Raw genomic sequence first — 25,782 nt, forward strand, 5'->3', positions numbered from 1 at the left:
TTATTTTACAAACGATAATTCCGGAATGAATTAACAGCGGTTCAGTCGAGGCGCTCTATGACTGCAGCCACGCCCTGGCCGATCCCGATGCACAAACTCACCATGGCGTAACGACCGCCGGTTCTCTCCAGCTGGCGCAAAGTCGTCAGCGCGATTCGTGCACCCGAGGCGCCCAGCGGATGGCCCACGGCGATAGCACCGCCATTTGGGTTGACACGTGGATCATTGAAATCAACTTCCAGCATTTTCAGGCAACCCAGCACCTGGGTAGCAAACGCCTCATTGATTTCGATAATGTCCATATCGGACAATTTCAGGCCCGCACGGTCCAGCGCCTTGCGCGCGGCAAACACCGGCCCCAGACCCATGACCCGCGGATCAACGCCGGCAATGGCTCCCGCGATGATGCGGGCGCGCGGCCTGACACCATATTTTTCGCCCATGGCAGCGTTGCCGATGATCAGCGCCGCGGCACCATCGTTAATGCCGGACGCGTTGCCCGCAGTAACCACACCGCCTTCGAACAGGGGACGCAAACCGCCCAGTACGTCCACCGTGGAGTCGGCGCGAGGATGCTCGTCAGCATCGACAATGCGTGGCGGCTTCTTGCGACCCTGCGGCACTTCCACCGGGATGATCTCGTCCTTGAAGAAGTCAGCGGCCCGCGCGGCTTCATATTTGGCCTGTGACGCAGCAGCAAAGATATCACTGTCTTCCCGGCTGATGCCTAGGTCCTTGGCAATATTGTCAGCCGTCTGCGGCATGGTGTCGTCACCAAAACCCTTTGATATCAGCGGGTTGGTGAATCGGGCACCCAGCGTACTATCAGCAATCTGCTGGCCACGATCAAAGGCTGACTGCGCTTTCGACAGAATCAGCGGGGCCCGGCTCATGGACTCGACTCCACCGGCCAGGAACAGAGCACCTTCACCGGTCTTGACCCCGCGACTGGCATCCAGCACCGCCGCCAGCCCGGAGCCGCACAAACGGTTGACGGTCAAGCCACCAACCGATGTCGGCATGCCTGCCAGCAACGCAGCAAACCGGCCCACATTGCGACAGTCCTCGCCCGCCTGATTGGTATTGCCCATGATCACATCCTCATAGGCTTCCGGGTTGAAGACATTTCGCCCCACCACGGTTCTTATTACATGTGCGAGCAGGTCATCGGGACGCAGCGGCGACAGGGCACCACCGTGGCGGCCAAATGCGGTGCGGCCACCATCGTAAATAAAGGCATCGTGTAATTGACTCATAGGACTGTTCTCTTGTTCCCCATATCATACAAAATAAGCAGGGCCGCAATGGTAGCACAAGCAAACATACCGTGGAATTCGACTCGGGGCAGGCAATCGCGTTATTATGACGAGCTTTCGTTCTATAGAATTATTGGCAACGTTTACGGCAGGGGCTAGGCATGATACGAGACCAGGAAACGCTTAATCAACTTATTGATATTGTTGATCGTTTTGTACGCGAGCGGTTGGTTCCCGCAGAGCATCAGGTAGCAGAGGATTATAAGGTTCCTGACGAACTAATTCAGGAAATGAAAGAACTGGGTCTGTTCGGGATGACCATTCCAGAGGAATACGGCGGCCTGGGCCTGACCATGGAAGAAGAGATCCATGTTGCGATGGCGCTGGGTCGCACATCACCGGCTTTCCGCTCCATTCTGGGCACCAACAACGGTATTGGTTCAGCTGCCGTGGTGTTTGACGGCACCGAAGAGCAGAAGCAAAAATTCCTGCCCAAGTACGCCAGTGGCGAATGGGTCGGATGCTTTTGCCTGACCGAGCCGGACGTGGGCTCCGATGCCGGGGCATTAAAGACCACCGCCGTGCGCGATGGCGATCATTACATTATTAACGGCACCAAGCGCTACATCACCAACGGCCCGGTTGCCGATACCTTCAATGTCATGGCCCGCACCAACCCCGACATCAAAGGGGCGCGCGGCATTTCTGCGTTCATTGTGGAAAAAGGCACGCCGGGGCTTAGCCTGGGCGCCATCGACAAGAAAATGGGCCAGGCCGGATCGCTGACCTGTGACGTTATTTTTGAAGATTGCCGGGTGCCTGCTGCCAATCTGATTGGCGAAGAAGGCCAGGGCTTTATTACTGCCATGAAAGTGCTGGACCGCGGTCGCCTGCACATCGCCGGCTTCAGCGTCGGCATCGCTGAACGCCTGATTGATGACGCATTGCACTATGCCATGGAGCGCAAACAGTTCGGCAAACCCATCGCCGAACACCAGCTGATCCAGGCCATGCTGGCAGATTCCAAAACCGAGAGCTATGCTGCCAAATGCATGGTACTGGACGCTGCCCGCCTGCGCGATGACGGCAAGAATGTCAGTACCGAGTCAGCCGCCTGCAAGCTGTTCGCCACCGAAATGGTTGGCCGCGTCGCCGACCGCGCCGTGCAGATCCACGGTGGCGCGGGTTATGTCTCCGAGTACGCCGTGGAGCGTTTCTACCGCGATGTACGCCTGTTCCGCCTGTACGAAGGCACCAGCCAGATCCAGCAGATCATCATCGCCCGCAACATGATCAAGGACGCTTCCTGACACAGGAGGTTAATAGGGACGGAGTGTGTATTCTTGCAGGCTTGCCCGAGCCCTTCGGGTGATGGGTGCTGGCTTGAGCAGCGTATGCGACCCTGGGATGGTCGCATCCGAGCCCCCCAGGGATGGGTTTACGGGCGTCTGCGAAAGCCAGCACCCATCAACCGAAGGGCGGTAGCTAAAAATCAACGATATATCCTCCGTCCCCATTACGAGCAAAATCAGCGCAAAAACGGCAAAATACGCAAAATTCTCTTGTATTTCAGCCAGAAATCCATAAACTGCGTTCCCTCTGTTGCTTCGCGTATTTTTAAATGGCAAGGCAACCTGGAATTCTTCGTTAAATTAACCACGCATGGTGTGGAGGCTTATAGCCCGACGAATACTGTCTAGTTGCAGCAAAACGCAGGTTTATAAGTTCACCGCCATCTTTTTTTGGGGCCCGGATTATGAGCACAATCTCCTCCATTAAAGAGACTCCCAAACCAACCGACACCAGCGCAAATGAGAGTGAATGGCCTACTTTCACCGGCGCGCCGGCGGACGAGGCGAAAGATCACTTTATACATCGTAATGGACTGGAATTTGCCGGCACACATTTGCTGATAGACTTCTGGGGCGCCGAGAATCTGACTGACCTCGACACCATGGAAACAGCGTTCCGCGCCTGTGTCGAACAATGCGGTGCCACCCTGCTGCACATTCACATGCATCATTTCACGCCCAACGGCGGCATCTCCGGCGTTGCTGTCCTGGCCGAGTCACACATCAGTGTGCACACCTGGCCAGAGCGCGGGTACGCAGCGTTTGATATTTTCATGTGCGGCGACGCCCAGCCTGAAAAAGCCGTACCTATCCTTAAGGAAGCGTTCCGCCCGACGCGGGTAACGGTTGGCGAACAACTTCGAGGCCTGACCCAGTCCGCGACCGAAGAGTAAAACCGGTCAACACCTCCCTCGCAGCCCCGCCGTCGTAGCCCAGGAGACGCCTGATGCCAGCTCGTCATTGGACAGAAACACTATACTCGGGTTACGGCCAGTCCTTCGCTGTCGACGAAATACTGTTCGAGCACAAAACCGAACACCAGCACCTGATGATCTTCAACAACCAGCAGTTCGGCCGTGTCATGGCGCTGGACGGCATTGTCCAGACCACCGAGCGTGACGAATTCATTTATCATGAAATGTTGACTCATGTGCCGTTAATGGCACATGGCAATGCAGCTCGCGTGCTGATCATCGGTGGTGGTGACGGTGGCATTCTGCGCGAAGTGTGTCGGCATCAATCGGTAGACCATGTCACCCAGGTCGAAATCGACCAGGCAGTTATCGACATGGCACGTGAATACCTGCCCGCTCACAGCAATGGTGCCTATGACGATCCACGCGCCAATATTGTCATCGGCGACGGATTCGAATTTGTACAGACCACAGAGCAGCGTTTTGACGTCATTATCTCCGACTCCACTGATCCGCAAGGCCCAGGCGAAATTCTGTTCACCAAAGATTTTTATGCCGGCTGCCAGCGCTGCCTCAACCCGGGCGGCATTCTGGTCACTCAGAATGGCGTGGTATTCATGCAGGCTGACGAAGTGACCAACACGGCAGCACGGTTAAATCGGCTGTTTAAGGATTGGCATTTTTATGGCGCTGCCGTGCCGACCTATGTCGGCGGCATCATGACCTTTGCATGGGCCAGTGACGATTCATCTAAACGTCACACTGACCTGCCCACCCTGCAACAACGCTGGCAAGCCAGCGGCATACATAGCCGCTATTACACCCCCGCGCTGCATCATGCCGCTTTCGCTCTGCCGCAGTATGTGCTGGACAAACTGGCTCCGTTAAAACACGCCTGAGTGCTTCATTCCCCAGGCTGACTTGACAAGCACGCCATTGTGTACCCAAGATGAACTGCCTGTTATGAACTGGCTATTATGAACTGGCTATTATGAACTGGCTATTGTGAACTGGCTATTGTGAATTGCCGACGTAGTGATCCCTCGCGGAGCAAGCAGCACTGTGGAAAACCTGAAAAAATTACTGGTCATTGTTGACCCGGATAATGACAGTGATTTTGTCATCGAAAGAGCAATACTGCTGGCATTCTACGGAAAGGCACAGGTATTGCTGATCATGAACAAGGCCAACGTTTTGCCACAGAACAATGATGTTAATCCGGGGCTGGCATCGCGTTTCTTCCGGGCCCAGAAACAGAGTTTCCTCGAGCACTACCAAAACAGGCTGGCCGCACTCAAAACACGATTTGAAACTCAGGGCATTGATACGGAGACCTTTTTCTCCGCTGAGAAAAATGATGCAGCGGTAATCCTGGAAAAAATCCGTGAATTCCAGCCCGACATGACGCTTAAAAGCGTACAGAAAAAATCCGCACTGTCGCATATTCTGATTACCAACACTGACTGGAAACTCGTCAGGAATTGCCCGTCCCCCCTGTTGCTGGTAAAAGCCCGCCCCTGGTTTGAAGATGGCGCTGTTCTCTCTGCCGTAGATCCCCTTCACAGCAAGGCGCAGCAGAATCAGCTCGATCATCTGCTGCTCGACACCACGGTCAGGCTGGCACGCTCGCTTCAACTCAGCGCCAGAGTATTTCACTGCTATTTTCCCGATCTGAGTTCCATGTTTCCCAAAGTGGTTGATGCCGAGGCATATGTCAGAGAGGTTCGCGCAATTCACTGGGACAAGATCAAGACACTGGTCAGTGAACACGGTGTATCTGAAGATCAGGTGACCATGACACGTGGCGACCTGATCAAGACCCTGCTGCAGACCATTCGCAAAGATCGTGCAAATATTCTGGTCCTGGGAGCGCTGTCCCGGAACGCAGTAGAAAGCGCCATTATCGGCAGCACAGCGGAAAAAATCCTCTACGACACACCCTGTGACGTCCTCATCATGAAACACAACAGGTAGCACTCCAGATCATGTCCGGAACGCATTTTAGAATCCTGACGCTAAATATCCACAAAGGCTTTGCAATGGGACCCCGCCGCCTGGTGCTATCGCATATCCGGGAACAGCTCCGCAACAGTCGGGCCGACCTGGTGTTTTTGCAGGAAGTGGTGGGGGACAACCAGAAACATCAAAAATCACTGCGTCACTGGCCAGCCGAAACCCAGCTGGAGTACCTGGCCGACACTGTGTGGACGCACCATGCCTACGGCAAAAATGCCATCTATCAACATGGCCACCATGGCAACGCCATACTCAGCGCGAACCCTTTTTTAAGCTGGGACAATATCGATGCCTCGTTTGTGAATTTCTCACAACGTGGTTTCCTGCATGGTGTGGTTGCCAACAATATTCACTTGATCTGCATCCACTTGGGGCTGTTGGCAAAAGAAAGACATCTGCAGACAGCCAGGCTGATAGATCACGTAAACCGAAGCATACCTGCCGATGCCCCACTGATCATCGCCGGTGATTTTAATGACTGGCGGCTTAAAACACACCGTGCGCTGCGGGCCGGCCTGGGCGTCACCGAAGCACATGAATTTACCAAAGGTCACTGCGCAAAAACCTTTCCGGCATTCATGCCCGTGCTGCCCATGGACAGAATCTACCTGCGCGGCTTTGACATTCATGCCTGTGATACACTTTCGGGCAATCACTGGCGGGAATTTTCTGACCATTGTGCCATGATGACGGATGTCAGCCTGAGAGACCCGCAACCATAGGAGCAGACACCACGATGCGAGAGTCATTGATCTGGTTACTTCCGATTGTGTTGCTGGCTATCGGCCTGTTTACAGCGGGACATGCACTGCTTAACAAACGCGATCCGAAAGCTGCATTCGGCTGGATTGCGCTGTGTATCATTCTGCCCCTGGCCGGCCCGATTCTGTACTACCTGTTTGGCATCAACCGGGTACGCAGCCGGGCCCAAAAAGACTACTCCAGTACACTTAACCGGGATGCGCTGACCACCATCCCGGACCCGGCCGGCACGACTTTTCGGCCTCTGTCCACAGTCGGGGAGTCTCTGACCCAAAAAGGGCTGAGCGCCTGCACGCAATTTGACATGCTGGAAAATGGCGAGCAGCTTTACCCTGCCATGTTACAGGCCATTGACTCGGCACAGCACAGAGTGCTGCTTGCCTCCTACATATTCGACCACAACAACAGCGGAATAAAAATTGCCGACGCACTGGCCGCGGCCGTTCGGCGCGGCGTCAAGGTCAAGGTTATCGTTGACGGCCTGGGTGAAATGATGAGTTGGCCGCGTATTGGCGGTGCACTCAAAGACCGCAACATCGAGTTTGTGCGCTTCAACCCGCTGACACTCATACCGCCGTCGCTCAATATCAATCTGCGCAGTCACCGCAAACTGCTGATTGTCGATGGCCGGTGTGCCTTTACCGGGGGCCAGAACATCGGCGACCGCCATCTGGCAGAGCGCCTGGAAAACCCGGACCGGGTGCTGGATATGCACTTCCGCCTGCAGGGAAAAATAGTTGACGATCTGGAATGGGCTTTCTGGCAAGACTGGTATTATTGTACAAAATCCAGACCAACAGAACCTTTTGTAGGCAGCAATACCAATACTGCTGATGCCCAGACCTGGTCTCGCCTGATCCTGGATGGCCCGAACAAGCATCTCGACAAGCTCAACAACCTGTTGCTGGGCGTTATTTCTGCAGCCAGATCCCGCGTGTTGATAATGACACCCTACTTCCTGCCGACATTCGATATTATCGGGACCCTGATAGCTGCGCATTTGCGCGGTGTGCAGGTTCAGATTCTGCTTCCGGGTCACAACAACATTATGGCAGCACACTGGGCCATGCAGAATACCTTGCGGCAGCTACTGGAAGCCGGGCTGGATATTCGCTATCAACCCGCTCCGTTTGTACACAGTAAATTGTTGATCGTGGACGACTGTTATACCCTCATCGGGTCCGCCAATATGGATCCGCGAAGTCTGCGGCTCAACTACGAGCTGGGGGTTGAACTATTTTCAGATGAGGTCAACGCCCGTGTCTCCAGGTACTATACGGCAAAGGCAGCTGCCGCCAGCCGCATCAGGATTGAGGAGCTTCGCAACCGAAGCCTGCCGTCACGTCTCAGAGATTCTCTGGCCTGGCTTTTTTCACCTTATCTGTAAAACCCGCGGGTTTGACCACAAGAACGTCCTGATCAACACGGTCCAATAGTTTCTCCGCTGTACTGCCGACAAAAAACCGATCTATCGCGGCGCGCGATACTGCACCCATTACCAGAACACTGGCGCCCTGTTGTTGCAGAAAAACAGGCAGTGAATGCCTCACGTCTTCGTCGCTGATGAAAAGCGCATCGTCCGCAATTGCGAAGGCTGCCAGCAAGTCAGCCGTCTTCTCCCGGTACAGAGCCTTGTCCACCACCAGCGGGTAAACGCCCGACACCGGTGCCTGATAACACGAGTGGAACAGCTTCACATCACCGTGGGTGAGTTTCGCAAGCGCATGCGCGACGCCGGTTAATTGATGATCCAGATCAGCAGGTTTATCGTTGCTGTGCACGGGATCGACGGCAGCCACCAGCAGCGGATGCTCGGGCCAGGCCTGGTCCTTGACCAGAAGCAGGGGACATGGGCAGTACCGCAACAGCTGCCAGTCCTGATGTGAAAGCAACAGGCGCGCAATTTTTTCATGATGCCGGGTACTTTGTATCAACAGATCAGGTTTGTCAGACAGCACCTTCTCTATCACTTTCTGATAACCCGGATTGCCCCAGAGAGCGTCTACCTCAACAGTAAAACCCTGCTGCCTGATCACCAGGGCCATATCTTCCAGCAATAACCGATTCCGCTCGACGTGCTCCTGCCGGAGCAAACGGGCCTGCGGCGGATCAAAATAAAAACCGTCTTCCAGATAGGTATTGTGGTCACAGATTACCAGTTCCAGACTGGCGCCGCTGACCCGCGCCAGGCGGATGGCTTTGTCGAGCGCCGGTTGATCATCTTGCCCCTGGTCAATCACAACCATAATTTTTCTGAGCATGAACATGACGGCCTCCGCCTGAGATGTCACTGGGTAGGTTTTCAGAGTATGCCAATACCCAAAAGTAATCAATCGGGACGCGGCTGTGTCCTTCTCATTTTGCGGGCTCTCGGTTAAACTCGGAAGCAGGCGTGTATCGCCCGCAATCCACACTAAGCACGACGGAGCAAAAGATCATGAGCTATCAAAGCGTATTAGTCGCCGTCGATTTATCCAACGAGTCCGCCGGCATCATAGAGCGGGCGCTGGAGCTGGCGGGGGGTGATGCTGGCAAGATCTACCTCACACATGTCGTAGAGCCCGTTGCAGCGGCCTATCCCATCGACGCCTATGCCATCAACATGACCAAATTGCAGGAAGAGGCAATGGCCATTGCCAGCCAGCGGCTTGCCGGTATTGCGGAAAAGCACGGTATCCCGGCAGAACACCAACTGGTCCTGGCCGGCGCTGCCGCTACCGAGATTCGCAGCAAGGCCGAAGAAATCGGTGCCGATCTGATTGTTATCGGCAGCCATGGCACATCGGGCTGGAAACTGTTACTGGGCTCTACCGCCAACAAGGTACTGCACGGCGCCAGCTGCGACATCATGACTGTTCGTGTCGGCAAATGAAGGGAGACCAGAATGTATCAAACTGTTGACCAGCGCGGCAATACTGTCAGTCCCGGTGCCAACGCCATAAGCGCGCGCGCCTGCCCGCACAATCCAGCCGTAAGTTGCAGCAATTGCCGGCTCAGCGACCTGTGTCTACCAATTGCGCTGAACAAGTCGGAAATCGATCAGCTTGACAGTATTATTGAACGCAATCGCCCACTTGGCAAAGGTGAGCATCTGTATCGCCAGCGCGATGAGTTTCGGTCCGTGTATGCCGTGCGCAGCGGCAGCTTCAAGTCTTACGTCCTGACCAGCGACGGCAAAAGCCGTGTCACAGGTTTTTGCATGCCCGGTGAAATTCTGGGTATGGACGGGATTGGCAGCAAGGTACACGGGGTATCCACCATGGCCCTGGAACATTCATCCATTTGCGAAATACCATTCTCCCAACTTGAAAAACTGAGCCATCAACTGCCCAACCTGCAAAGCCGCTTTTTTGCCATCATGGGCAACGAAATCGTCAAGGACCAGCACATCCACACCTTGCTCAGCAGCTACACGGCAGAGCAACGACTGGCATCGTTTCTGCTCAGCCTGTCAACGCGTTTCGCTCGTTGCCAGCGCTCCCCCGACAGATTCCTGTTACAAATGACTCGTGGCGATATCGGAGAGTATCTGGGACTGACACTGGAAACGGTCAGCCGGGGCTTTTCAGGGCTGCAAAAAAAGGCAATTATCTCAGTGAATAACCGGGAAATTGCAATATCAGATATGACCAGCCTGAAGGCCATCCTCGGCGAACACGACCACTAGGGGAGTCATCACGCATGGCAATAGACTGGGTATCGTTCACGCCCTGGACGGCGTTGGCGGGTGGCGTGTTAATAGGTCTGGCCGCAGCATTGTTCATTCTGTTGAACGGACGTATCGCCGGGATTTCCGGTATCGTTGGCGGTCTGTTAAAACCACAACGCGGCGACAGTCTTTGGCGCGTTCTGTTTGTCGCGGGCATGCTACTGGCACCACTGATCTGGTTGATGCTTGCTCAATTGCCAGCCATCCGGATTGATGCGAGTTACCCTTTGCTGGTGGTTGCAGGCCTTATTGTCGGCATCAGTACCCGCTACGGCGCCGGCTGTACCAGCGGTCATGGTGTATGCGGCATATCGAGGTTATCGCCGCGCTCGATTGTGGCAACACTGGCGTTTATGGGCACCGGCTTCCTCACGGTGTTTATCGTTCGTCATGCGCTCGCGCTTTAAGGACTGATACCGTGAAAACTCACTTTATAACCGCGTTTCTGGCCGGACTGATCTTTGGTGTGGGGCTGCTTGTCTCGGGCATGGCAAACCCGGACAAGGTGCTGTCTTTTCTTGATCTGGCAGGCGCCTGGGATCCGTCGCTTGCCCTGGTCATGTTGGGCGCTATTGCGGTCGGCCTGATCGCCTTCAGCCTGATTAAAGGACGCAGCCAGTCATGGCTCGGGGAACCCCTGCGCCTGCCCGGCAAAACAAAACTGGACCGCCGACTGATACTGGGCAGTCTCGGTTTTGGCGTGGGCTGGGGACTGGCCGGATTCTGCCCAGGACCGGCACTGGTCGCGCTGGGCGCGGGCGAGGCAAAAGCAGCGGTGTTTGTTGCCGCCATGCTCGCGGGCATGGGTCTGTTCGAATTGATCGAGAGCCGCAGACAGGCCGGCAGTTAGAGCCAGACGTTGAACCACTGCCCGCTGAGGGAAAACCCTCAGTTCAGCAAATTGGCCGGCGAATATTGATCTGTCAGCACCCGCGTCGACGTGTCCCAGTCCGGGCGTGTGGTCAGCCGGGGCGGATACTCCATCAAGTTGACACCATAAGGTTCAAGCGCGTCGTACAGCTCGCGCGCCGGTGATCTCAATTCGCCGGGCGACGGCAATTCACTCCTGGTCGCCAGAATTAGCCGGTTGCCGCTACCGGGCAGTTTAAAATTGTAGAATTCGCCAAACACTGCCTGGTAGGTCACGGACTCATAATCATAAAGGCGGCTGGATGAAAACGTATTGGCAACCACAACCCCGTCAGGCGTGAGTATCGCCCTGACTTCTTCCAGAAATTCCTTGCTCAGCAGGTGTTCAGGAATGTACTCGCCGGAAAAGGCATCCAGCACAATGTAGTCGTACTGTTCGCCCCGCAAACCGGCACGTTTGATGAACACGCGGGCATCAACCACATGCGCCTGCATGGCATCGTCTTCACGAAAACCAAAAAAATCTTCTGCCACGTTCAACACCGCCTGATCGACTTCAAGCACATCAATATACGCATCCGGAAACAGATCCCTCATTGCCATGGGAATGGTACCGCCACCCAGACCGGCCACCAGCACTCGCTCAGGATCGGGGTTCAGCAGCAGGCCGGCAAAACTCATTTTGGTGTAGCTGAATACCAGTCTTTTGGGGTCGCGCAAATCCATGCAGGTCTGGTTCATGTCACCGCGATGCACGTTGAACAACATGCAACGCTGGTTATTGAACTCGGTCACCACCACATCGCGATACTGTGACCGTTCTTCATGAATAATCTCACGCTGGGCATGAGTCTGCGTCATTGTCATGGCCAGTATCAGTATTATAAAAACCACTGAAGCTGAAATGCAGATCGACGTTTTCACCTGGCAACCTCCGGAGTGGTAGCGGTATTTCCGGCATCAGCCGTGGTCCGCGACGGACTGCGACAGGTCCACATCACGGCGCTGGCGCACAGCAGCAAAGCGGCGACGCAGCCCCACATCACGGTGTTGATGTTGAACCACAGAACAAAATAGAACGACGTCCCCAGCGTACCCAGCGCGCTGCCCAGGGTCGATACAAAATACAGCATGCCCGCGACACCACCACTGTGTTCCTGAGACGACACCAGCAGACGCACGGAGTACGGCGACACCATGCCCATGGCGCAGATCGGCAAGAAGTAGAGCAGCATCGCCGTCAGCAGTGAGCCGTAACGCGGATCCTCTACTGCCACAAAAATACTGCTCATCACAGCATCTGCAAAGAAGATGATGGGCAGACAGAGCGCCGCCGCCAGCACAAAAAACGATGCAAATACCCGGGGCCCCGGGCGGCGCAATGACAAACGCCCACCCCACAGATAGCCCAGAGACAGCGACAACATGAAAACGGCAATAATGCTGCCCCAGACATGCACGCTGCTGCCGAAATAGGGTGCCAGTACCCGTCCCCCCAGCAATTCGATAGACATGATGGCAAAGCCGTTGATAAACGCAACACACAGGATGACCAGGCGCGTCACCGGCGTGTGTTTAATAGGCGCCACAGAGGGTTCTGGCGTTGACTGCGGTAAATCCGAAACTGCTGACATCCGGGGCATTCCTGTGGCAGGCACAAAAAAATTAAAGACAAATGGATGTCGAGGGTACCACAGCGGAGTCAGTCCGATCAGCCCCCGAAATCACGATATTTGCCAAATTACGGACATAAGCGTATTCTCTTGCGCCTGTCATCCTGCCACCTTAATCCTGGCCAAGCGCAGATCATACCGATGTCGTTGACTTTGCCCACTACGCCCCCCAAGCGCCTAAGCCTGTTCAAACTCGCCGGACCGACAATCGTTGGCAACCTGCTGCTGTCCATTGTCCACCTGGCAGCAATCAAAATCGTCGCAGCACTGGGCTCAGACGCCGTGGCCGCCGTCATTGCAGCCGACCGCATTTACATGGCCGTGCAACTGATCATTTTTTCCATCACCGCGGGCACGACCGCCATGGTCGCTTACGCCTGGGGCGCCAACAACCCTGACGAGGCAGACCGCGTCGTCAAACTTTCTGCCATTGTCACCCTCGCCGCATCCGTTGTGCTGTGCGCCGTCATGCCATGGTTGGCGCGCCCGTTGGTCGGCATTTTCGGGTTACAGGGAGAGATGCTGGATCAATCGGCGCATTATCTGACGCTGCTGATTTTCTTTAATATCTTTTTCTCTTTCCTGGCAGTGATCAGCGCCGCCCTGCGTGCGGCCGGGGATGCGATGACACCCGTGTGGGTCGCTGCCATTGGCAATGTTGTTAATATCCTGCTGGCCTACGCACTGGTCTACGGCGTCGGTTTTGTCCCTGCTCTGGGCATTCAGGGCGCCGCTTATGCCGCCGGTCTGTCCTACGCTCTGGTGGCCGTGCTGTTCTACCTGCTTTGGCGTAAACAGCGATTGCTGCTGAAACCGATGCCGCAACCTTTTCTGGAGCGCGCGCGATTCCGTAAACTGATGCGTATCGCGGTACCTGCCGGCATTGAGCAGTTCATCTTTAATGTGTCCATCATAGCGTTCATGTGGGTAGTCTCACTGTATGGCACCGAGGCCTTTACCGCCTACGGCATTGGCGTCAACATACTGTCGATCTCCATCGTTATCGGTATGGGGTTTGCGATCGCGACCGCCACCATGACCGGCCAGAACCTGGGCGCGGGACAACCCGATGAGGCTGAGCACGCAGCCTGGCGTAATCTGAAAATATCCTTTGCCACCATGGCTGTCATCGGCCTGGTACTGGGCGCCAACGCACGGATCATCGGCAGCTTTTTCATCAACGACCCGCTGGTGCTGGACTACCTTGTTGCGCTGACCGTTATGGTGGCAGTGGTGCAGCCCATGATGTCGATAGAGTTCACGCTGGGCGGGGCCTTGCGCGGGGCCGGGGATACCCGCTCGCCTGCGCGCATCATGGCGACCGGTTTCCTGTTTGGACGCGTCATCCTGACCGCAGTGTTCTATTTTCTGGAGCTGAGTGTGTACTGGATTTATGCTGCGCTGATCGCAGACTACATCATCAAGTCATCGATGTATCTGGTCATCTTCCGGCGCGGCAACTGGAAGACAGCGTACAGCGGCGCGTGAAACTACATGAAGATGGCACAAGGCCCGGGTGGAGGTTGTGCGTCCAGGATCAATCAGGCCATGTATTCTTCTGCCCGTTCACAGCCGATCAGCGGGAGGACTGTCCGAGTCCCGAGCAGCGAGGCTGCGAGGTCGCCCGTTTTTGAAACCATAGGCGCCCCGCCGGCTGTGAACGGGCAGAAGATGGTCGATCCTGGACCCACAACCTCTACCCGGGCCGCTCCTCATAAAAACAAGAAACGAGCTCAGAGCTTTGACCGCTCCACCACCAGCTCACACATCTGCCGCAAACTGTGCACCTTATCGATCAGCCGCGCAAAGCGCTCATCTTTGGTCAGACCCTGATCATAACGGTAATAAATCTGTTGACCGATGCCAGCAAGCCGGAACAGACCGAAACAGAAATAGAAATCGATATTGTCCACGGCAATACCCGTGCGTTCGCTGAAACGGGCCACAATCTCCTCGCGGGTAGGTGCCCCCGGCGCATCACTGGGCATAGCCCGATATTGACGGAAAAAATCCGGATCATCGGCCTGAGCCCAATACCCCAGCGTGCAGCCCAGATCCATCAGGGGATCACCCACCGTTGTCATCTCCCAGTCCAGCACGCCAATCATCTGCAGCGGGTTATCCGTCGACCAGATGACATTGTCCAGCTTGTAATCATTGTGGATGACACCCACCACGCCGCTTTCGGCCGGCATTTTATCTCGCAGCCACGCCATTATCGGAGCAAAATCCGGCGCGTCATCAGTCACCGCCGCCTGGTAGCGCTTGCTCCAGCCTTCGACCTGACGGGTAACATACCCTTCTGGCTTACCAAAATTCTCCAGCCCTGCTGCTTTCAGATCTACCGAATGCAACTCCCCGAGCACATCAAACAGGGCAAAGAACTGCTCCCGCACCTGCGCTGGTGACAGGTTCAACCCGGCTGGATATTCCCGGCGGATAACAATGCCCTCGATGTATGACATCAGGTAAAAATCGCAACCCAGCACGCTGTGATCATCACAAAAATGCACAGGCTTGGGGGCATATGGGAAGACCTTGTCCAGCGCAGTAAGAATACGGAACTCTCGTCCCATATCATGCGCAGATTTGACCTTGCTGCCGAAGGGCGGGCGGCGCAGCACCCATTTGTGTTCGCCACTGCTCAGCAGGTAGGTCAGATTGGAATAACCACCCGGAAACTGCTTCACGCTTAGCTGATCAACCAGTTTTCCCAGCACGGGGCGCAGATGCTCGCGCAATACATTCAGGTCAAGTTCTTCGCCGGCTCGTACCTGCTGCGCTTGATCTACCAATCTGGTTTCCTGAGTCATGACTCTTCCCTTGTTCAGTATCTGTTTTTGATTTTATCTGAAGGTGACCAGGTCGCGCCAGGCCGGCACTTCAAGGTGCGGCAAGGCGTTGAATGTGGCCAGCGACACTTTGCCACGGCCGTAGACCAGCCTGGTGACCGAACTGTTATTTACCATCCAGTTGGTGACGATCGTCTGATTATCCGGCAATTGCAGGGCACGCTGCAATGCCAGCGCAATAACACCCCCCGAGGTCGCCACGAGCACACGGCTGCCACCCGTGTGCCGCTGCATCAATTCATCCAGCGTACCATGGACACGGTTCTGAAAATCGCGCCAGCTTTCAAAGCCGACATCGTCCGGCGTTGCCCGCAACGTGCCTTTGATCCAGTGTGCGGTGGCTGCCTCGAGCACAAGCTGAAATTTTTTACGATCCGTGATTGGCAGCGTCAGGCCCTTGCCAAAACCTTCAGCGTCGGCATGGTCGCGCAGATACATTCGGATGATAGGCTCGCCGTTGTATTCGTTAAGCCCCGGGTGTACCTGTATCTCTGCCGACGCCGGCAGCAAAGCGCGCAGCCCATCAGCCGTCTCAATCTGGCGTACCAGTTCTCCGCTGTACAGTTGATCAAATCGCTCGCCCAGCGCCTGCCAATGATCAGCCAGAATGTCGATCTGGCGTATACCCAGAGGGCTCAATTTGTCGTATGAATCGGCACCAAACGACGCCTGTCCGTGTCTTACCAGTATGAGTTCGCTCAAACGCCGCTTCTCCAATCAGACTGTTCAGAAAAAACCTGCATAAATCGAATAATAAAAAAGGCTGCCTGCAGTTACCAGGTCAGCCTTTTATTCATGACACTACTCTGCCAACAAACCGGGCGCTGGCTCCGCTATTACAGCGTAGCGTAACGCATGGTCTGATAATCGGTGTCACCAAACTGGTGTTCGATTGTTGTGACACGTTTAAAAAAGTGACCAACATCGAGCTCATCAGTGATTGCGATACCACCGTGAATCTGTACCGCTTCCTGGCCCACTTTGCGCATGGCACGGCCAACACGGCTCTTGGCGGCGGCGACCATTCTGGCTTTATCGGTCGCACTGGCGGCACTGTCGAGTTTCATCGCAGCCATGATCACAATTGAACGGGCCAGCTCACACTCGACGAACATCTCCGCCATACGGTGCTGTAAAGCCTGGAATGTGCCAATAGCAACTCCAAACTGCTTGCGTGTCTTGGTGTATTCCACTGTCTTCTGCAGCAGGGAAGCCAGTGCGCCAACGGCTTCAGCGCTCACAGCCAGGGCGGCACGATCAACCACTGCTTCCAGAGCAGCCAGCGCCTTGCCTTCAGTGCCCAGCAAGGCATCATCCGCTACCTTGACGTCCTGCAGATGAATTTCGGCTGCGCGATGGCCATCCACAGCTGTATAGGCACGTTTGCTGAGCCCTGAAGCAGTGGCATCCACTACAAAAACGGAAATTCCGTCACGATCAAATTTTTCGCCCGAAGTACGCGCCACCACCAGCAATTTGTCAGCAGCAGGACCGTTAAAAACAACAACCTTGTCACCGGCAATCACATAGCCGTCTCCGTCCTTGCGCGCTGTGGTAGCAACTGACGCCAGATTGTAGCGGCTGTCGGCTTCAGCAAACGCCGTTGCCAATTGCAACTTGCCTTCCATAATCGCGCCCAGCATTGCCTGCTTTTGCGCATCGCTACCAAGTTCACTGATCAGCCCGCCGCTGAGCACTGCCGTTGCCAGAAACGGCTCCACGACCATGCCTTTGCCGAACTCCTCCATGACAACCATGAGATCCACCGCGGAACCACCAAAGCCGCCATCCTCTTCCCTGAACGGCACCGTCAGCCAGCCCAGTTCAGCAAACAGATTCCAGTAGTCTTCACTGAAACCCTTGTCGCTCTCAATCAATTTTTTGCGTGTATCAAAGTCGTACTGGCCTTTCACAAACTTTTGCACGCTGTCTTGCAGCATCTGCTGCTCATCACTGTAGGAAAAATCCACGATGTGTTACCTCTTGAAAATAGTCAGTGTGCGATTACAGGCCCAGCACAGCTTTGCTGATAATGTTTTTCTGGATCTCATTGGATCCACCATAAACCGACTTCTTGCGGTTATTGAAATAGGTATTCGAACTGGCTGCCGCCGAGCCCTTACCGACCTGCTCACCGTCAAAGCCGCCAGTGAACTGCTCCGGCACGTGCGGCAAACTGTGATACGCAGCCACTTCCATGTAGAGCTCATCAATGAACTGGGTTGCCTCGGTACCAACGATTTTCAAAATGGATGATTCGGGTCCCGGCGCCTTGCCCACACTGACAGCAGCCAGCGTGCGCAACTCAGCGAACTCAAGCGCCAGCACCTGGATTTCAACTTCTGCCAGCTTACGCACAAAAACCGGGTCATCCAGCAAGGTGCCACCATATCCATCAGCAGTGTTGGCAGCCAGCTTGCGCAGCTTTTGCAACTTGAGTTTGGAGTTTGGCACTTGCGCAATATTGGTACGCTCATGCGTCAACAGGACTTTGGCATAGGTCCAGCCTTTGTTTTCCTCACCTACCAGGTTCTCAACCGGCACCTTGACGTTGTCGAAATGAACCTCGTTCACTTCCGGCTCACCGTCCAGCAAAACGATGGGTGACACTTTGATGCCCGGCGTTTTCATGTCGATGAGCAGAAAACTGATACCTTCCTGTTTCTTCACCGTGTTGTCGGTGCGAACCAGGCAGAAGATCCAGTCGGCATACTGGCCCAGCGTGTTCCAGGTCTTGGTGCCGTTCACGATATAGTGGTCACCTTCACGCACTGCGGTGGTCTTCAGGGACGCCAGGTCAGACCCTGCATTGGGCTCGGAATAACCCTGACACCACCAGACATTGCTTTGCAGAATATCAGGCAGGAAACGCTTTTTTTGCTCTTCATTACCGTAGGTATAGATAACCGGCGCAACCATTTTCACGCCGAAGGCCACAGGCTCCATGGCGCCATAGAGGCCCATTTCCAGCGCAAAAATGTATTTTTGTGTCGGGGTCCAGCCGGTACCGCCGTATTCCTCGGGCCAGTTGGGGGCTACCCAGCCTTTTTTGTAGAGAATCTTCTGCCAGCGCACAAAGTCATCTTTTTCAAGCTTGATGCCATTGTCCACCTTGTGTTTGATGTCCTGCGGAAATTCCGCCTTTAGAAAGTCCTGTACTTCTTTCTGAAACTCTAATTCTTCAGCAGTGAAATCAGCATTCACAGGGAATCTCCCAAAACAATAAAAAATTCAGTTGGTTGCAAGTATAAAAAGCGAAACCCAATCCACCTTTACCTCTCTGCATTACGGCTGTTGGCCGCCGCCAGATCATGTACTTTCAACACACGATTCGCGCAAGGAGCCAGACTTTAACACTTTTTATCAGCCATGAAAACGCAATATTCGAACACTTGTTCGATAATTTGCCGCTGTCTTCACTGGCCTTCAGGCGGTCAGGTTCTATATCATCGCGCGGACGCCGGACCAGGCCAACCCGGCTCCCTTAAATCAATCCGGAACCACAAGGAATGCACGATGACAGATACGCCGATGGACATTTTCCGACCCGACCTGTTCCGGGGTAAAACAGCGCTGATTACCGGCGGCGGACGTGGTATCGGGCTGGCAATCGCGGAGGGTTTTGCCCGTTATGGCGCCAATCTCGTGATTGCCGGGCGCCATCAGGACAGTCTCGATGCCGCTGCCGGGCGATTTGCCGCCAGCGGCACCGACTGCCTCGCCATGCAAACCAACATCCGTGATATCCCGGAGGTGGAAGCACTGGTAGCGGCAGCGACGGAACGCTTTGGCCACATCGACTTTCTCATCAACAACGCGGGTGGTCAGTTTCCCGCACGGCCTTCGCAAATCAGTGACGGTGGCTGGCGCGCAGTAGTGGACCTCAATCTGAATGGCACGTGGAACATGTGCAGCCGCATTGCGCCGCTCATGGCCGAGCGCGGCTTTGGTGCTATCGTCAATATGGTTCATGTGTATTCGTATAACCGCGGTGCACCGCCATTTGTACATTCCGGCGCCGCCCGTGCTGGTGTTGTCAGCATGACCCAAAGCATGTCCTACTATTTGGCACGCAAGGGTGTCACTATCAATAGCCTTGCACCCGGCACCATAGACACCCAGGGTGTACATGAAGAAGAATTTGCCTCGGCGGAGTACCGTGATCTGGCCGAATCGACCCTGCGTGATGTGCCCGCTCATCGCATGGGCTCGGCAGAAGAAGTGGCGGCAGTGACACTGTTCCTGTGTTCACCGGCCGCCCGTTACATCAATGGCGCAAGTATCGTTGCCGACGGTGCCCAGTTTATGGGCAACTGGGCACCGATGGTCGACCCCGAGCAATATTAAAGAGAACTGCACATGGATTGGCTGCAAATCATTGTACTCGCACTGGTTCAGGGCATTACTGAGTTTCTGCCTGTGTCCAGCTCTGCCCATCTGATCCTGGTGCCAGTGCTGACAGGCTGGCAGGATCAGGGACTGGCATTTGATGTCGCTCTGCATATTGGCAGCCTGGGCGCCGTGCTGATTTATTTTCGCCAGGATATCCTGGTGATGACACGCAGCTGGGCACATTCCCTGGTGACACGCCGGCTGGACAGTGACGCCAGGCTGGCCTGGGCCGTCCTGCTCGGCACTATCCCCGTAGGGCTGGCGGGGCTGGTCTTTGACGATATCATCGCTGACACCCTGCGCTCCCCTCTCTACATGGCCGCAGGACTGATCCTGTTTGGCATTGCACTGGGCTGGGCAGACTGGAAACACCGGGGGCAACGGGATGAACGCCAGCTCACCTGGAAGGACGTGCTGTTTATCGGCATCGCACAGGCCATAGCGCTGCTCCCTGGCACGTCGCGCTCCGGCATTACAATTACGGCGGCCCTGTTATTGGGACTGAGCCGGGAAGCGGCGGCCCGGTTTTCATTCCTGCTATCGATACCCGTTATTGTGATTGCATGTGGCCTGATGACGGTCGAACTGATCGATAGCGGCAACGATACCGACTGGCAAGCCATGTTTGCGGGTGTGGTTATTTCAGGTATCAGCGCGTACCTGTGTATTCACTACTTTCTGGGATTTATCAAACGCATTGGCATGCAGCCTTTTGTCATTTACCGCATTGCTCTGGGGCTGGTATTGATTGTGTTCTTCGTATAAGTTCCGTCAGGCCGGACATCAGGTAAAACGGATTGAGCGGACCCGGCTCATACCGGCGGTCGTTGCCAACAGCGCGAATACCGCCAGGACAGGCAGTACAAACAGCAGCAGGGAGCCCAGTCGCTGTTCTGTCAGGCCAAACAGGGCAATCACCAGGTACACCAAAACCGCCATCACGTGGATGACAAAATAGGTAATCACCCATTGATGGCTACCGTTGCTGACGGCCCACGCGCGACCGGTCAGCAACCAGCGAACCGCTACCCATGCACCCAGCAGATCTGTCGGCCAGAACAGCAACAAATTCAGATTGCCATGGATATCCTGGTGACTGGAGAACAACCAGCCCAGGCTCATGATCAGCCCGTAAACACCACTGAACAACGCAATGACCAGGCCCATCAAACCCAATACGCGGTAAGTCAGAGCCGGCATGCGCAGAGTCAGACCCGGCTGACTGGAAAACAAGGCGATGGATGCACGTTGCAGGCACAGCAGCAAAAGCACGCCCGGTATTAGCAGTAACGCTGCCAGATGGTAAGGGTTTGGGCCTGACTCAGGCGGAGGAAACTCCATCAATACCTGCTGATCTGTCAGCAAGCCGGCCCGCGCCAGCCGTTCGCGCAGAGCCAGGGGCAGAAACATCTGCTCCCACTGTGTCATGCGCCGGTCGATACGCTCATTCATCAACACATCAAGCGAGAATGAGATCAGCGGCAGACTGGCATAATGGGCACGCACTTCGTCGCGAAAGCTGGATTGTGTCAGTGCCCTGCTCTGTTCGCTGAGCATGCCGCCCAGCGCTTCATCCAGGTAATCACGCACACGTGTTGTGCAGTTGTCGAAAAAATAATCATAGTCGTAAACAATGTTCTCATCGCGGATATTCCACGCCAGACGCTCATACAACCGGCGCTTCTGGGCATCAGTCAGCACCAACTGATCTTGCCAGACTGTGCGGCCTTCCTGCTGATAGCGACCGAGCTCCCATTCCGGCGGCGCCACTCCCAGCCGGTAATCCATGATTCCGCGCGCGAAATTGGCCGCAAAGCGGACATAACCAATGCTGGCATCAAACAGACCCCAGTTAAAAACCAGATCGGTATTGGTGCTCTCGTCAACCATACGCAAGGCGGTATGGCCAAAGTTGTCCCAGACTTGATCACCCACATCAACGGTTATCAGGTAAAACCTGAGCTGACTGAAATCGGCAGGCAGCCGTATCCCGGCGCCGTCGATGGGAGCAAGCTGCGGTGTGGCGTCCTGCGCCTGAAGGTTACTGGCGGCGATGCTGGTGAGCAGAATGATCAGGCTCAGCAGTCCGCCGCGAATTTTGCCACTGGCAAACGGTACACGGATACTGCACAGCAGCCGTAAAACATGAATCAACTTAGAGGAAATCAATGATCAGCGATGCTTCTGTTGAGTAATCTGTTGTTTGCCGGAGCGTGCTTTTTGCCATGTGATGTCATGACAAGCACTTTAATGCGCCATCATATCAAAGAAATCAATGTGATCAAGCAAACATTGTGCGACCTGGCCTTTGCCAGTTCGCCTGTCTTGCGCAGCTTGCCGTCCTTCGCGTCAGTGCCTATGATAGCCTCCTTTGATAACCAGTATAGCAAATACAACCACGGAGATTAGTGCCATGAATGGTGCCCGAGCCCTTATCGAAACACTGGCCAATTGTGGCGTAGAACTGTGCCTGGCCAACCCTGGCACATCCGAAATGCACCTGGTACAGGCACTGGATCAGGTGCCAAAAATGCGCAGTGTACTGGCCCTGTTCGAAGGCGTGTGCACGGGCGCTGCCGATGGTTATGGCCGCATGACCGGCAAACCTGCGGCAACCCTGCTGCATCTGGGGCCGGGCCTGGCCAATGGCATTGCCAACCTGCACAACGCACGCAAAGCCGGCACCCCCATCATCAACCTGGTGGGTAATCACCCACAGTTCCATATGGGATACGACGCGCCGTTGACCTCAGACATCGACACGCTGGCGCGCAACGTTTCCTCCTGGATCAAATCCTGCAGCACCGCCGACACGCTGGCGCAGGATGGTGCTGAAGCCTACACCGCAACCTTGCGCGCGACACCCGGGTCGCGGGGACAGATCTCCACCCTGATTCTGGGTGCCGATGCCGCCTGGGGCGATTCGCCGGGTGTCGCCAAAACCAACGGCATCCCGCGCCGTGCCGAGGTGGACGCCAACAACATCGAAGGTGTCGCCCGGGTACTGGAAAGCGGTGAAAAATGTGTTGTTGTACTGGAGCACGATGGTGCGACCCCTGCCTCGCTGGAGATTGCCGGACGCATCAGCGCAAAGACCGGCTGTCGCATCATGACCGGCACCTTTCCGGCTCGCATAGACGGTGGCGCTGGCACGGTCGCAGTGGAACGAATGCCCTACTTTCCGGAGCATATTCTGGCATCCCTGGAAGGTGTCAAACATCTGGTTCTGGTCGGCGGGCAGGCACCGGCCAGCTTCTTTGCCTACCAGACCACGCCCAGCAGCCTGGTCCCGACAGGCTGTGAAGTCCATACCCTGGCACGTATCGAAGAGGACGCCAACAACGCTCTGCAGCAGCTATCCGAGCGCCTGACGGCAGACTCTGCCGTTGCCGCCCGTTTCGAGCGCGAAGACCTCACGGTCCCCAGCGGCGAGATGAAAACACGCAGCATGTTGCAGGCCATCGCAGCCACCCTGCCCGATAATGTGATTGTCGCCACCGACTCGGGCGCAGGCAGCGCCGCCTACCCGGTGTGCCAGACGGCCGCGCCCGCCACCTGGTTGAGCCTGACCGGCGGCTCTATCGGACAAGGCAGCCCGGTGGCAACCGGAGCTGCACTGGCCTGCCCGGATCGTCGTGTGCTGGCCCTGCTGGGCGATGGCGGTGCCGCCTACACAATTCAGAGTCTGTGGACACAGGCGCGTGAACAGCTGAACGTGACCACTGTCATCTTTGCCAACCGCAAATACAATATCCTGAATATCGAGTACGGTCGCCTGGGGGTAACTGATGTCGGCCCCATCGCTGCCAGCCTGTTTGACATCGGCAACCCCGACATAGACTGGGAAATGCTGTCCAAAAGCATGGGCGTGCCCGCAGCTACAGCCAGCACGACAGAGGAGTTCGCCCGCCTGCTGACACGCAGCTATCAGGAGCCAGGGCCTTTCCTCATTCAGGCCCTGTGCTGACGCCAGCGGACAACTGCGCTGGTTCAGACAGGCAATGGTTGAGCAATTTCGCCAAGGATTGGCGCCTGGCGCCCGATGATCGCTCAAGACGACAGCTACATCATTGTATTTTAATGATTTTTATATTGGCATGGAATTAGCTTGATGACTGGGTAGACACCGGGTTCATACCTTAACCGGTCATTTTAGCTTCCACTGCCGGAGAGTCCGACCATGAATGTCGTTAAAAACGTTTGCACCATCCTGGTATTCCTTGTGCTTGCCATGCTGGCACTGCCGTTAATTGGCGCCGGCCTGGGCCTGCTGGTCGTTCTGGCGGCTGTTTTTATCTGGTTGTTACCCATTCTGATGATCCTGAATTCGGAAAAGACCAGCGGAGGGGAAAAACTGGCCTGGATTCTGGCCATTATTTTCCTGTCATGGTTTGCCTGGATATTCTACTTCCTGCTGGCGCCGATCAAACCAAGACGGGATTACTGGTATGATTAAGTACAACCATGATTAAGAACAGCAACCGCTGACAGCAAAGCAGGCGAGGACACATGGCCCAGATGACACCCGGCAGCCCTGAATGGCTGCAACAGGTTCAGGAAGATATCATCGACCCACAGCGTCCCATTATTGATCCTCACCACCACCTGTGGCGCAAACGATTTAATCAGGATTATCTGCTCACGGATCTGTGGGCTGATACCGGCAGCGGTCACAACGTACAACAAACCGTTTTTATTGAATGCCGTGCGTTCTACGACAAGGATGCGGCGCCTCATCTGCAGTCGCTCGGTGAAACCCGGGTCATCACGGACATGGCCAGGCAAAGCCATCGGCAGCCCGGACAGGCACAGCTGAACGGTATTGTGGCTAACGCGGATTTGCGCCTGGGCGCCGAGCCCGAAGCCCTGCGCGAGGTCCTGTTGGCGCACCGGCAAATAGCCGGTGATCTGTTCAAAGGCATACGACAGGCCGGCGCGCGCGACCCCAGACCGGAAGACCTGGTTATCCCCGGCCCGGCGCCGGCCTATCTTTACGGCCAGGAAAGTTTCCGCCAGGGTCTGAGAATACTGGGTGAGATGGGATTAACCTACGACACCTGGCACTATCACCATCAGAACGAAGATTTCTGTGATCTGGCTGAGGCAGTGCCTGACACCACCCTGATCCTGGATCATTTTGGCACGCCGCTGGGTGTGGGTATCTATCGGGGCTCACGCGACGCCATTTTCACCCAATGGAAACAGGACATGCGGCGCCTGTCACGCTGCCCCAATGTCCATGTCAAACTGGGCGGGCTGGCAATGCCGGACAATGGTTTCGATTGGCATACTCGAGAGCGCCCGGCCAGCTCCGACGAGCTGGTGGCCGCACAGAAATCCTACTACATGCACATGATTGACTGTTTCGGGCCGGAGCGCTGCATGTTTGAAAGCAATTTCCCGGTAGACAGGCTGTCCATCAGTTACCCGGTGGTATGGAACGCATTCAAGAAACTCAGTATCGGGTTCTCCGAAAGCGAAAAGCACGCCATGTTCTATGGCACCGCCGCCAGGGTTTATCACCTGACGTAGCGGATAGTGTTTAATGCACTGTCAGGCGGGTCGTGGTACGCGTTTCAGCACGCCACTGCTGGTCAATATGGTTTTGCCATTCGCCTCGATGACCGCCCGGGCAAATATCAACGATCCGCCCTTGCGCGTCACTTCACCGCGCCCGGTCACCATATCCCCGTCAAAGGCCGGCCCGACGAATTCATTATTGCAGGTCACTGTCACCACACCTTCGTGTGTGCCCCCGATGGCCGCAAGACATAACGTATAATCGGCAAACATCATCAGAATTCCGCCATGCAGTGTGTTGTGTGCATTGCAGTTCTCGGATCGCACACGAAACGCGGTGACAATGTCTTCGCCATCAAGTTTGAAAAAAAACGGTCCGTTATGATCTTCCGCACGATCACCATGCCAATGGTTGTAACCGGCAGGCACATCAATCAACGCCGATTTGTCCTTGCTGCTGTTCACG

General features: G+C 55.5%; 26 protein-coding genes. 16 read left to right on the forward strand and 10 right to left on the reverse strand.

Annotated elements, in window-relative coordinates; translation table 11 throughout:
* Positions 1-41: 41 nt before the first annotated feature.
* Positions 42-1,256, reverse strand: coding sequence for a 3-oxoadipyl-CoA thiolase (locus tag WD071_RS05130; RefSeq protein WP_368047275.1), 1,215 nt, complete (start codon positions 1,254-1,256; stop codon positions 42-44).
* 161 nt (positions 1,257-1,417) lie between these two features.
* Between WD071_RS05130 and WD071_RS05135 the strand changes: the two genes are divergently transcribed.
* The 6 genes from WD071_RS05135 (at position 1,418) to WD071_RS05160 (ending at position 7,687) form a co-directional block, all read left to right on the forward strand.
* Positions 1,418-2,566, forward strand: a complete 1,149-nt coding sequence (locus WD071_RS05135; protein WP_368047276.1) for an acyl-CoA dehydrogenase family protein — start codon at positions 1,418-1,420, stop codon at positions 2,564-2,566.
* Between the two features lie 446 nt (positions 2,567-3,012).
* Positions 3,013-3,501 carry an adenosylmethionine decarboxylase gene (gene speD, locus WD071_RS05140; RefSeq protein ID WP_368047277.1) on the forward strand — a complete coding sequence of 163 codons (489 nt, stop codon included), beginning with the start codon at positions 3,013-3,015 and terminating at the stop codon, positions 3,499-3,501.
* Positions 3,502-3,554: 53 nt separating this feature from the next.
* Entirely contained in the window at positions 3,555-4,421 is an 867-nt protein-coding gene (gene speE / locus WD071_RS05145; protein ID WP_368047278.1) for a polyamine aminopropyltransferase, read from the forward strand.
* Between the two features lie 163 nt (positions 4,422-4,584).
* Positions 4,585-5,496, forward strand: a complete 912-nt coding sequence (locus WD071_RS05150; RefSeq protein WP_368047279.1) for a universal stress protein — start codon at positions 4,585-4,587, stop codon at positions 5,494-5,496.
* Positions 5,497-5,507: 11 nt separating this feature from the next.
* Positions 5,508-6,260, forward strand: coding sequence for an endonuclease/exonuclease/phosphatase family protein (locus WD071_RS05155; protein WP_368047280.1), 753 nt, complete (start codon positions 5,508-5,510; stop codon positions 6,258-6,260).
* 14 nt (positions 6,261-6,274) lie between these two features.
* A complete protein-coding gene (locus tag WD071_RS05160; protein WP_368047281.1) occupies positions 6,275-7,687 on the forward strand; it encodes a phospholipase D-like domain-containing protein in 1,413 nt (470 codons plus the stop codon).
* On the opposite strand, the gene WD071_RS05165 is transcribed toward WD071_RS05160, so the two are convergent.
* The gene (locus WD071_RS05165; RefSeq protein ID WP_368047282.1) at positions 7,647-8,561 is read right to left on the reverse strand and encodes a universal stress protein; all 915 of its coding nucleotides are present in this window, start codon (positions 8,559-8,561) and stop codon (positions 7,647-7,649) included. The two genes, WD071_RS05160 and WD071_RS05165, sit on opposite strands and share 41 nt — an antisense overlap.
* Before the next feature lie 176 nt (positions 8,562-8,737).
* Here WD071_RS05165 and WD071_RS05170 point away from each other — a divergent pair, with 176 nt between their 5' ends.
* Genes WD071_RS05170 through WD071_RS05185 form a run of 4 tightly spaced genes read left to right on the forward strand, consistent with a single transcriptional unit; the run spans position 8,738 to position 10,859 of the window.
* A complete protein-coding gene (locus WD071_RS05170; RefSeq protein WP_368047283.1) occupies positions 8,738-9,172 on the forward strand; it encodes a universal stress protein in 435 nt (144 codons plus the stop codon).
* A gap of 12 nt (positions 9,173-9,184) precedes the next feature.
* Positions 9,185-9,967 carry a fumarate/nitrate reduction transcriptional regulator Fnr gene (gene fnr / locus WD071_RS05175; RefSeq protein WP_368047284.1) on the forward strand — a complete coding sequence of 261 codons (783 nt, stop codon included), beginning with the start codon at positions 9,185-9,187 and terminating at the stop codon, positions 9,965-9,967.
* A gap of 14 nt (positions 9,968-9,981) precedes the next feature.
* Complete coding sequence (locus tag WD071_RS05180; RefSeq protein WP_368047285.1) at positions 9,982-10,416, forward strand: YeeE/YedE family protein; 435 nt, start codon at positions 9,982-9,984, stop codon at positions 10,414-10,416.
* A gap of 11 nt (positions 10,417-10,427) precedes the next feature.
* Positions 10,428-10,859, forward strand: a complete 432-nt coding sequence (locus WD071_RS05185; RefSeq protein WP_368047286.1) for a DUF6691 family protein — start codon at positions 10,428-10,430, stop codon at positions 10,857-10,859.
* Between the two features lie 38 nt (positions 10,860-10,897).
* Here the strand turns inward: WD071_RS05185 and WD071_RS05190 are convergent, their stop codons facing one another.
* Both WD071_RS05190 and WD071_RS05195 read right to left on the reverse strand, forming a co-directional pair.
* Complete coding sequence (locus WD071_RS05190) at positions 10,898-11,803, reverse strand: spermidine synthase (RefSeq protein ID WP_368047287.1); 906 nt, start codon at positions 11,801-11,803, stop codon at positions 10,898-10,900.
* Positions 11,800-12,468, reverse strand: coding sequence for a fused MFS/spermidine synthase (locus tag WD071_RS05195; RefSeq protein WP_368047288.1), 669 nt, complete (start codon positions 12,466-12,468; stop codon positions 11,800-11,802). The genes WD071_RS05190 and WD071_RS05195 overlap by 4 nt, the downstream gene beginning before the upstream one ends.
* A 225-nt stretch (positions 12,469-12,693) precedes the next feature.
* On the opposite strand from WD071_RS05195, the gene WD071_RS05200 reads away from it, so the two are divergent.
* On the forward strand, positions 12,694-14,040 hold the full coding sequence (locus WD071_RS05200; protein ID WP_368047289.1) for an MATE family efflux transporter: 1,347 nt from the start codon (positions 12,694-12,696) through the stop codon (positions 14,038-14,040).
* Positions 14,041-14,285: 245 nt separating this feature from the next.
* On the opposite strand, the gene WD071_RS05205 is transcribed toward WD071_RS05200, so the two are convergent.
* The 4 genes from WD071_RS05205 to WD071_RS05220 form a co-directional block, all read right to left on the reverse strand.
* The gene (locus tag WD071_RS05205; RefSeq protein ID WP_368047290.1) at positions 14,286-15,365 is read right to left on the reverse strand and encodes a phosphotransferase family protein; all 1,080 of its coding nucleotides are present in this window, start codon (positions 15,363-15,365) and stop codon (positions 14,286-14,288) included.
* A 33-nt stretch (positions 15,366-15,398) separates the two neighbouring features.
* Positions 15,399-16,106, reverse strand: a complete 708-nt coding sequence (locus WD071_RS05210) for a histidine phosphatase family protein (protein ID WP_368047291.1) — start codon at positions 16,104-16,106, stop codon at positions 15,399-15,401.
* A gap of 134 nt (positions 16,107-16,240) precedes the next feature.
* Entirely contained in the window at positions 16,241-17,374 is a 1,134-nt protein-coding gene (locus WD071_RS05215) for an acyl-CoA dehydrogenase family protein (RefSeq protein ID WP_368047292.1), read from the reverse strand.
* A gap of 34 nt (positions 17,375-17,408) precedes the next feature.
* Positions 17,409-18,608 carry an acyl-CoA dehydrogenase family protein gene (locus tag WD071_RS05220; RefSeq protein ID WP_368047293.1) on the reverse strand — a complete coding sequence of 400 codons (1,200 nt, stop codon included), beginning with the start codon at positions 18,606-18,608 and terminating at the stop codon, positions 17,409-17,411.
* 312 nt (positions 18,609-18,920) lie between these two features.
* Here WD071_RS05220 and WD071_RS05225 point away from each other — a divergent pair, with 312 nt between their 5' ends.
* Both WD071_RS05225 and WD071_RS05230 read left to right on the forward strand, forming a co-directional pair.
* Positions 18,921-19,751, forward strand: coding sequence for an SDR family NAD(P)-dependent oxidoreductase (locus WD071_RS05225; protein ID WP_368047294.1), 831 nt, complete (start codon positions 18,921-18,923; stop codon positions 19,749-19,751).
* Between the two features lie 12 nt (positions 19,752-19,763).
* Positions 19,764-20,561, forward strand: coding sequence for an undecaprenyl-diphosphate phosphatase (locus WD071_RS05230; RefSeq protein WP_368047295.1), 798 nt, complete (start codon positions 19,764-19,766; stop codon positions 20,559-20,561).
* An 18-nt stretch (positions 20,562-20,579) separates the two neighbouring features.
* Here WD071_RS05230 and WD071_RS05235 read toward each other — a convergent pair whose 3' ends face one another.
* Entirely contained in the window at positions 20,580-21,965 is a 1,386-nt protein-coding gene (locus WD071_RS05235) for a DUF4105 domain-containing protein (protein ID WP_368047296.1), read from the reverse strand.
* Positions 21,966-22,209: 244 nt separating this feature from the next.
* Between WD071_RS05235 and WD071_RS05240 the strand changes: the two genes are divergently transcribed.
* From WD071_RS05240 to WD071_RS05250, 3 genes are all read left to right on the forward strand, one after another.
* Positions 22,210-23,763, forward strand: coding sequence for an acetolactate synthase large subunit (locus tag WD071_RS05240; protein ID WP_368047297.1), 1,554 nt, complete (start codon positions 22,210-22,212; stop codon positions 23,761-23,763).
* Positions 23,764-23,976: 213 nt separating this feature from the next.
* Positions 23,977-24,252, forward strand: coding sequence for a PLDc N-terminal domain-containing protein (locus tag WD071_RS05245; protein WP_368047298.1), 276 nt, complete (start codon positions 23,977-23,979; stop codon positions 24,250-24,252).
* Between the two features lie 53 nt (positions 24,253-24,305).
* Positions 24,306-25,328: an amidohydrolase gene (locus WD071_RS05250; RefSeq protein ID WP_368047299.1), complete on the forward strand. Its 1,023-nt coding sequence runs from the start codon at positions 24,306-24,308 to the stop codon at positions 25,326-25,328.
* 21 nt (positions 25,329-25,349) lie between these two features.
* On the opposite strand, the gene WD071_RS05255 is transcribed toward WD071_RS05250, so the two are convergent.
* Complete coding sequence (locus WD071_RS05255; RefSeq protein WP_368047300.1) at positions 25,350-25,781, reverse strand: PaaI family thioesterase; 432 nt, start codon at positions 25,779-25,781, stop codon at positions 25,350-25,352.
* Between the last annotated feature and the right edge of the window lies 1 nt (position 25,782).

The organism is Pseudohongiella sp. (assembly GCF_040877505.1).
Taxonomy (GTDB): Bacteria; Pseudomonadota; Gammaproteobacteria; order Pseudomonadales; family Pseudohongiellaceae; genus Pseudohongiella.

What these genes read in the sequence shown, in the direction of transcription:
- WD071_RS05170 (WP_368047283.1), top strand. Translation starts at nt 8,738, where the DNA reads ATGAGCTATCAAAGCGTATTAGTCGCCGTCGATTTATCCAACGAGTCC.
- WD071_RS05155 (WP_368047280.1), top strand. Translation starts at nt 5,508, where the DNA reads ATGTCCGGAACGCATTTTAGAATCCTGACGCTAAATATCCACAAAGGC.
- WD071_RS05130 (WP_368047275.1), bottom strand. Translation starts at nt 1,256, where the DNA reads ATGAGTCAATTACACGATGCCTTTATTTACGATGGTGGCCGCACCGCA.
- speE (WP_368047278.1), top strand. Translation starts at nt 3,555, where the DNA reads ATGCCAGCTCGTCATTGGACAGAAACACTATACTCGGGTTACGGCCAG.
- WD071_RS05200 (WP_368047289.1), top strand. Translation starts at nt 12,694, where the DNA reads ATGTCGTTGACTTTGCCCACTACGCCCCCCAAGCGCCTAAGCCTGTTC.
- WD071_RS05165 (WP_368047282.1), bottom strand. Translation starts at nt 8,561, where the DNA reads ATGCTCAGAAAAATTATGGTTGTGATTGACCAGGGGCAAGATGATCAA.
- fnr (WP_368047284.1), top strand. Translation starts at nt 9,185, where the DNA reads ATGTATCAAACTGTTGACCAGCGCGGCAATACTGTCAGTCCCGGTGCC.
- WD071_RS05160 (WP_368047281.1), top strand. Translation starts at nt 6,275, where the DNA reads ATGCGAGAGTCATTGATCTGGTTACTTCCGATTGTGTTGCTGGCTATC.
- WD071_RS05225 (WP_368047294.1), top strand. Translation starts at nt 18,921, where the DNA reads ATGACAGATACGCCGATGGACATTTTCCGACCCGACCTGTTCCGGGGT.
- WD071_RS05240 (WP_368047297.1), top strand. Translation starts at nt 22,210, where the DNA reads ATGAATGGTGCCCGAGCCCTTATCGAAACACTGGCCAATTGTGGCGTA.
- speD (WP_368047277.1), top strand. Translation starts at nt 3,013, where the DNA reads ATGAGCACAATCTCCTCCATTAAAGAGACTCCCAAACCAACCGACACC.
- WD071_RS05250 (WP_368047299.1), top strand. Translation starts at nt 24,306, where the DNA reads ATGGCCCAGATGACACCCGGCAGCCCTGAATGGCTGCAACAGGTTCAG.
- WD071_RS05205 (WP_368047290.1), bottom strand. Translation starts at nt 15,365, where the DNA reads ATGACTCAGGAAACCAGATTGGTAGATCAAGCGCAGCAGGTACGAGCC.
- WD071_RS05230 (WP_368047295.1), top strand. Translation starts at nt 19,764, where the DNA reads ATGGATTGGCTGCAAATCATTGTACTCGCACTGGTTCAGGGCATTACT.
- WD071_RS05135 (WP_368047276.1), top strand. Translation starts at nt 1,418, where the DNA reads ATGATACGAGACCAGGAAACGCTTAATCAACTTATTGATATTGTTGAT.
- WD071_RS05180 (WP_368047285.1), top strand. Translation starts at nt 9,982, where the DNA reads ATGGCAATAGACTGGGTATCGTTCACGCCCTGGACGGCGTTGGCGGGT.
- WD071_RS05245 (WP_368047298.1), top strand. Translation starts at nt 23,977, where the DNA reads ATGAATGTCGTTAAAAACGTTTGCACCATCCTGGTATTCCTTGTGCTT.